At 41.1% G+C, this 6,275-nt stretch carries 5 protein-coding genes and 1 tRNA gene; 1 reads left to right on the forward strand and 5 read right to left on the reverse strand.

Annotated features, from left to right (window positions below):
• Positions 1-29: 29 nt before the first annotated feature.
• From FTV13_RS14350 to FTV13_RS14360, 3 genes are all read right to left on the reverse strand, one after another.
• Positions 30-114 (reverse strand) — tRNA-Leu (locus FTV13_RS14350).
• 107 nt (positions 115-221) lie between these two features.
• Positions 222-1,043, reverse strand: a complete 822-nt coding sequence (locus FTV13_RS14355; protein ID WP_257218529.1) for a serine/threonine protein kinase — start codon at positions 1,041-1,043, stop codon at positions 222-224.
• Entirely contained in the window at positions 1,033-2,541 is a 1,509-nt protein-coding gene (locus FTV13_RS14360) for a DUF3336 domain-containing protein (RefSeq protein ID WP_179993339.1), read from the reverse strand. Before FTV13_RS14360 ends, FTV13_RS14355 begins: the two co-directional genes overlap by 11 nt.
• A gap of 189 nt (positions 2,542-2,730) precedes the next feature.
• Here FTV13_RS14360 and FTV13_RS14365 point away from each other — a divergent pair, with 189 nt between their 5' ends.
• The gene (locus tag FTV13_RS14365; protein WP_180012391.1) at positions 2,731-3,603 is read left to right on the forward strand and encodes an ATP-binding protein; all 873 of its coding nucleotides are present in this window, start codon (positions 2,731-2,733) and stop codon (positions 3,601-3,603) included.
• Positions 3,604-3,658: 55 nt separating this feature from the next.
• Here FTV13_RS14365 and FTV13_RS14370 read toward each other — a convergent pair whose 3' ends face one another.
• The gene (locus FTV13_RS14370; protein WP_179993340.1) at positions 3,659-4,702 is read right to left on the reverse strand and encodes a hypothetical protein; all 1,044 of its coding nucleotides are present in this window, start codon (positions 4,700-4,702) and stop codon (positions 3,659-3,661) included.
• 326 nt (positions 4,703-5,028) lie between these two features.
• Positions 5,029-5,967: a sensor domain-containing diguanylate cyclase gene (locus FTV13_RS14375; RefSeq protein WP_179993341.1), complete on the reverse strand. Its 939-nt coding sequence runs from the start codon at positions 5,965-5,967 to the stop codon at positions 5,029-5,031.
• Positions 5,968-6,275: the final 308 nt, after the last annotated feature.

A 6,275-nucleotide genomic window follows, 5' to 3' on the forward strand; every position in this document is an offset into this window, starting at 1 on the left:
GGCCATTTTACTCAATCTCTTGAGTAAATTGGTGGGGACGGAGAGACTCGAACTCTCACACCTCGCGGCGCTGGAACCTAAATCCAGTGCGTCTACCAATTTCGCCACGTCCCCGATGGCTGTGTATACTATAGGGATCAATTTCACCTGACAAGCTCTTTTTAAGAAAAAACCACTCGTTTGATTAAATAAAAAACAATATACAATTTATTGTATTTTTCTCATGCAATTTCAGTAAGTAAGGCCTGTTTTACGGCCTTGAAATCAGACAATCTATCTCGTGAATGCTTTCGAAGCATGTTTTGTATCGGGCTTTGCAAAGCTTGGAATTGTGTAGGTAGCTCAGGTTTAAAACGCTGACAGTGCAATAAGGCCCAATCCTGATAATCTGTCGCTTCTAGGCGCTGCCCTGTAAGCCATTCATAAAAAATGATACCCAGCGCATAAACTTCACTCTGTAGCGACTTGGCTTGCCCTTGAAATAGTTCAGGTGCCATATAACGTGGTGTAGCGTTCATTGCTTGGTTTAAAGAATTGATTGGCTGAACTTGCTCAAAATCGATCAAACAGACCCATTTCTGATAAATAACAAAATGCTCTCGTTTGAGATCAGCATACAGATACCCGAGTTCTTGTAAGCTTATCAACGGTTCTAATGCTCGTAGCATATGCTGACGAATTTCTTGAATCGAGAACAGCTTAGGACATATATCAAAATGTGCTGGCGCATTAGGTAAGATCAAAGCCTGATTGAAAAATTCATTCCTAATCTGAAATGGCTTTCGAATAATTTGATGCGGAAGCATGAAAGTCCGCCCTTCTTGCTCACCATAAGCTTCATAAAAGTCCAGCTCATGACTTAAGCCAGTTTGGGCATACCGAGAAATAGCCGTTGAATCAAGATTCTGGGTTTTTAACCAAAGTGCTGACGCGGTCTCCGGATTAACTTCTAGATAATAAAGACGGCGACCAAAACCCAGACTTCGGGCTTTGGTCTTAAGCTGGAAATCAAGCTGATGCAGTTTGGCAGGGTTAAGTAACAATATATTCTTGCTTGGTATCTGGTGCATGCTGGTAATTTAGCAGTTCCAGACAATGCTGAATAGTTTTACCTACCCGCTCCTGAGTTTCGATCAGGGAGATTTTTGGCCAGGTCGCCCGCTCACCTTCACGTTGCAGCACCTTGAACAAATGCGGACGAGGATTTTGCAGCATATAGCTGTAATGACGCAGGCTATATTTACCGACGATATTCACATCACCATAATAACGTTGATCCACTACGCCATAACCATGATCCAGCAAACGGCGGATTGGCGGCAAACTGCCCGCATGCTCACGGGCAAAATCCATAATCCCTTTGGTAAATACCACACTCTGACGGCGTACAATGCGTTTCGGCCAGCTTAAAGTTCCTTTACGGAAGCGTGAAATATCATCCTGCATAAAAGGCACAATGTGCGGATTGGCCTGACTGGCAATGGTGTAATTGATATTGTACAGCCGCGCCATTTTCTCCTGCGGGAAATCACTACGGACACTGCCATCTACCCAGCGTGTTGCGCCCATATAAGGCGTATATTGCCCATCATGACGTTTACTGGTGAGACGTACCGGCGGGAACAGAATCGGCACGGCACAAGATGCCAGCACCGCACTCCAGACCAGTACATCTGGAGAGGTATAGGCATTCATGATCCGGGCATCCTGCGCGGCATCATAAGGCGCAACCGCAATATTGATATGCAGACCCGAAGTTTTTAATGCTTCTTCAAAGGTCATATCGCCCAAGTTTTCGATCAGGAATTTTTTCAGGTATTTGACATCCGCCAGACCACCATTACCCTTCATTAATTCACTCATGGTACGGAAATGAAAAGCTTCATGGAAAAAGTTATGGCCTTTTAAAATATCTACATACTGCGCAGGTTTGGAAACGCCCAACATTGCGGTCATAATTGCACCAGCACTGGAACCCGACATCACTCGAGGTAACAAATCCTGTTCCATTAGCGCCTTACATACACCGGTATGAAATAAACCGAGTGTGGCACCGCCCGAGAACATTAAGGCTGGCTGACCATAAGCACGTTGGCAGTGCTCAAAATATTCAATTTTCTCTTCAAGAGTCAGACAGGTACATTGTGCAGAAGCAATATAAGCCAGGCCCAGACTGACTTCTTCTACATAATCCTCAATAATTTTTTTAGTACCGACATAAGTGACGGTAAACAATAAAGGATGGGCGATATTGGCAATATCGTAACTCAGTCCTTCACGCAGGATATACATCAGGTCACGAGTACGTTTCTGCTGACGGTAACGTCTTAATTTCCCCAGTCGATGCGCAATCACCTCGGCATCAAAATACGGTGAACTATTATCCAGCTTCCATTCTTGTGCCCCAGATTCTTCATCGATCTTTAAGGCAATATATTTCCATTCTTCGTAAGTTTCAGCCTGTTGCAATTGCTGCTTCAGCTTTTTGATACGATAGGCCTGATGTGGATTGATATCCTGAGTAAAATCTTTAAACAGCATCTGCCCTCTTCCCTATATTGTAATTTTCAGACATCCTGCAGCCATGAACAAAAAACAGGCATCTATTTTCTTTGTACTACAATAACGAAAATTCACCACTTTAAGCAAATTATCACACTTTCCAGACTTTGACTGTGAATTTTACAGTGATAGTATTCTAGCCATAATTGTAAAAGTACTGCTCAAATCATGGCGAAAATTGATTTACCTGACAATATCTTAAATGCTCTTTCCACTGTTCTTCTCCAGCTCCAGCAAAGTCTGCCTGAATTAAAACAAAGTCCTGATTTTTCTGCTTATGCCTATAAATGGCAGGCTGGAGAATTCAAACCCATTCACCAGCTCAAACAGATTGAACTGGCAGATTTAAAAGGTATTGAGCGACAAAAAGAAAAAGTCATTCAGAATACTTTGCAGTTTCTAAAAGGATTACCCGCCAATGATGTCTTACTGACTGGCTCTCGCGGTACAGGCAAATCTTCGATTGTGCGTGCCTTGTTGACTGAATATGCAGATCAGGGCTTACGTCTGATCGAAATTGAACGCGATGATTTGTCAGATCTTCCACAAATTCAGCAACTGATCGCCGGTCGTCCGGAAAAGTTTATTGTCTATTGTGATGACTTGGCCTTCAATGCGGAAGATGAAAACTATCGCAGTCTGAAAAGTGTGCTAGATGGTTCATTACAGTCCGGTTCAAGTAATTTTGTGATCTATGCGACCAGTAACCGTCGTCATCTATTGCCGGAATTTATGCATGAAAATACCCCGGTAACCAAAGTGGATGTACCCCAATATACCGAGTTGCATCCACAAGAAGCCATTGAAGAAAAAATTTCCCTGTCGGATCGTTTTGGTTTATGGCTGTCGTTTTACCCAATGGATCAAAACCTGTATCTGGAAATTGTCGAGCATTATCTGAAAAAGGCAGATATGCAAATGACAGCTGAAGCCCGTGCTGAAGCATTACGCTGGTGCCAGGCACGAGGACAACGCTCAGGTCGTGCAGCCTATCAGTTCTCTAAACACTGGATTGGTTCGCAGCAGTTGAATTCTCTGTAAATTCTTCCCCAAATAAAAAAGCTCCTTGATGGAGCTTTTTTTATAAGGTTAGTTCTTATTTTTTATTGTCAATAATCGTTGACCACAGCAGGTCATCCAGCTCACTGCCATTGAAATAGACAGTCGCTTTTAAGGATTCAGGCTGATTCTGTTTGACCTCAATCACCTGATCATAACTGTCAGTAATTTCAAGCACACCCTCTTTCGGCAGATGCTTATAATTATTTAACACCGTTTCGTCCATCTTGAATGGTGTAGTCGTATTAAAATCAAAACTATAACGATAATCCGCCAGATTGGGTTGACCAATAATGCTGCCGCTGCTGGTTAAGGTACGGATACCATTACTGCCACTACCATAGTCATCTACAAGGCTATAGTTATAATTACGTACCAGTAAGTATTCCTTGCTCAGCTCATCATACTCAGCGCCAGATTTACCCGCATTCTTGTCTTCCGCTACACGCTGAAATTCCAGACGGTCAATTTTATAGCTTTCCAATGCACCTAGATTGTTTTTGCTTTTGGTATGAACAATCGTACCTGAAATCAGATAGTCATCTTTTAGATTAAAATTAACATTGGAACCATAACGTACATTGCTAAAGGTCAAGGTCGTAGTATCACCATTGACTGTCTGGGTAATGGTTGAATCTTTGCGATAGGTTTTATCCAGAACAATACAGTTATTTTTATCTGTTTTTAATTTAAAGGTTTTCACCGCACCATTGGTATTCACCTCCGAACAGATCAGATTTGGATACTTGATGCTATTCACACCCAGATTATAAATCTTGATAATACGGCCCGTGCGTCCATAAGGATAATCTGCAAACACCTCACCAATCATATGACCTAACGCAACGTTATAGTCCGTATCATTGCTGGTGCTATTGTTAATTTTATCGCGGATTTTCTCGATGATATCGCGATCCTCAAAAGGAATAAATTCTTCTGAAAGTTCAGGAGAAATACTCTCCTCTGGAACATTTGGTGGTGTAGTCACTGTAGGATTGTCTGAGCTACCTCCACCACCACCACATGCGGTAAGCAAGCTTGAAACCAAAACCAGCCCAAAGAATGACATCTGCTTTTTCATAAAATTTTATTCCCTAGAATTTCTTTGCATTTTTATTCAATGAGAATGAAAGATGGGCGTATTAAAATCACACAATACAAACCCAATAACTGTCGATGATATTTTTTCTGGACAGTATTTCTTACACTCTGATCGTGCTTTATCTTTTAAATGGTTGGGCTTAAAGAAGAATTTAGGTTGCTTCTAGACAATTAAACTTTGAATAAAACCTAAAAAAATAAGAATAAAAGGAAATTAATTACTTCTATTTATTGTGGGAAAAACTTGGCAGCTCATGGCTGAATATTCTCAGACACCTCCTTAAAAATATTAAAAATCAAAAACATTTAAACAGACTTTTTCCAGCGCTTGTACTCAAACATATTTTTGTCTGCTTGCCACTGAGCCTCAACTAAGCCAGTCGTTGGATGACGCATCGCCATACCAAATGCAGCTTCAATTTTTGCTTCTGCAAAGGCTTCAATTAAGCGATCGAGCAAACGCTCAGCTCCCGCTTTATCATTTTCTATGCTCAGGATTACGAATTCATCACCACCAATACGCGCCACAATATCATTGCTACGTACATTTTCCTGAAGGATTTGTGCAGTATGTTGAATTAATTGATCGCCTTCCTTGTGTCCCAGACTATCATTCACTTTTTTCAGGTCATTCAAGTCTATAAATAAGATCGCAGCAGGATGACCGTACTGTTTGCAACGTTCTTCTTCTGCCTGTAGCAGTTTCTCCCAGGCACGACGGTTATATAACCCAGTCAATTCATCTTTACTGGCTTGTTGCTGTAGCAGTTCTTGCTGACGGATTTGCTCGTTCTGACGCAACTCAGCTTGTAAGATTGAGCTCAAAAGCTTGCTAAATAACTCGACCATCGCCAGATCCTGAATGATGGCATCTGACTTGGCTTCAGGATCAACTGCACATAATGTTCCAAATAGACTGCCATCTTCTTTAAAGAGTGGTTGACCAATATAAGATTTGATGCAGAAATGCTGGTTAATTGGCGCAGTCGCATATAAAGGAATTTCTTCAGAGCGAGGCGCGATTCTTGGTCCTTTGCCTGTGACCATATGACAGCAGAAAGAATTGGCCCATTCAAATACCTGACCTGGCTGGACAGCATAGCCATGATCTTCGCTTTGCAGCACAATCCAGTCATTGTCTTCTACCCGGGTGATCATCCATAAATTAAAGCCAAAATGCTGATGCAGATATTTTAAAACTGCCTGTCCCGCATCCTGAAAACCTTTAAAACTGATATTATCCATCCGAAATAGTCTCTGCATCATTCCGCATATAATAGAGTGGGATTTCTATATTATTAAACTATTTTACGGTATCAATAAGAAAATACTTACTGTGGTAGAGTTAAAATAATTAATTTATTAATATTATTTGTTGAATATTTCTACTCCACAAAAGCAATCTAATAAAAAAAGAGGCTTAAGGCCACTGCTGTCCCATAGTTTGCTTTAAATAAAAAAACCTGAGTCCTAACAGTTAAAATATGAGTGCAAACAAACACTTTAACGACCAGGATTCAGGTTTTGTCACATCAGAATACCGTATTTCATGA

It is taken from the genome of Acinetobacter sp. YH12235 (assembly GCF_013417705.1).
Classification (GTDB): domain Bacteria; phylum Pseudomonadota; class Gammaproteobacteria; order Pseudomonadales; family Moraxellaceae; genus Acinetobacter.

Bases quoted from the DNA above. Each gene is read 5' to 3' on its own strand.
- FTV13_RS14360 (WP_179993339.1), bottom strand. From the start codon at position 2,541: ATGCTGTTTAAAGATTTTACTCAGGATATCAATCCACATCAGGCCTAT.
- FTV13_RS14365 (WP_180012391.1), top strand. From the start codon at position 2,731: ATGGCGAAAATTGATTTACCTGACAATATCTTAAATGCTCTTTCCACT.
- FTV13_RS14370 (WP_179993340.1), bottom strand. From the start codon at position 4,702: ATGAAAAAGCAGATGTCATTCTTTGGGCTGGTTTTGGTTTCAAGCTTG.
- FTV13_RS14375 (WP_179993341.1), bottom strand. From the start codon at position 5,967: ATGGATAATATCAGTTTTAAAGGTTTTCAGGATGCGGGACAGGCAGTT.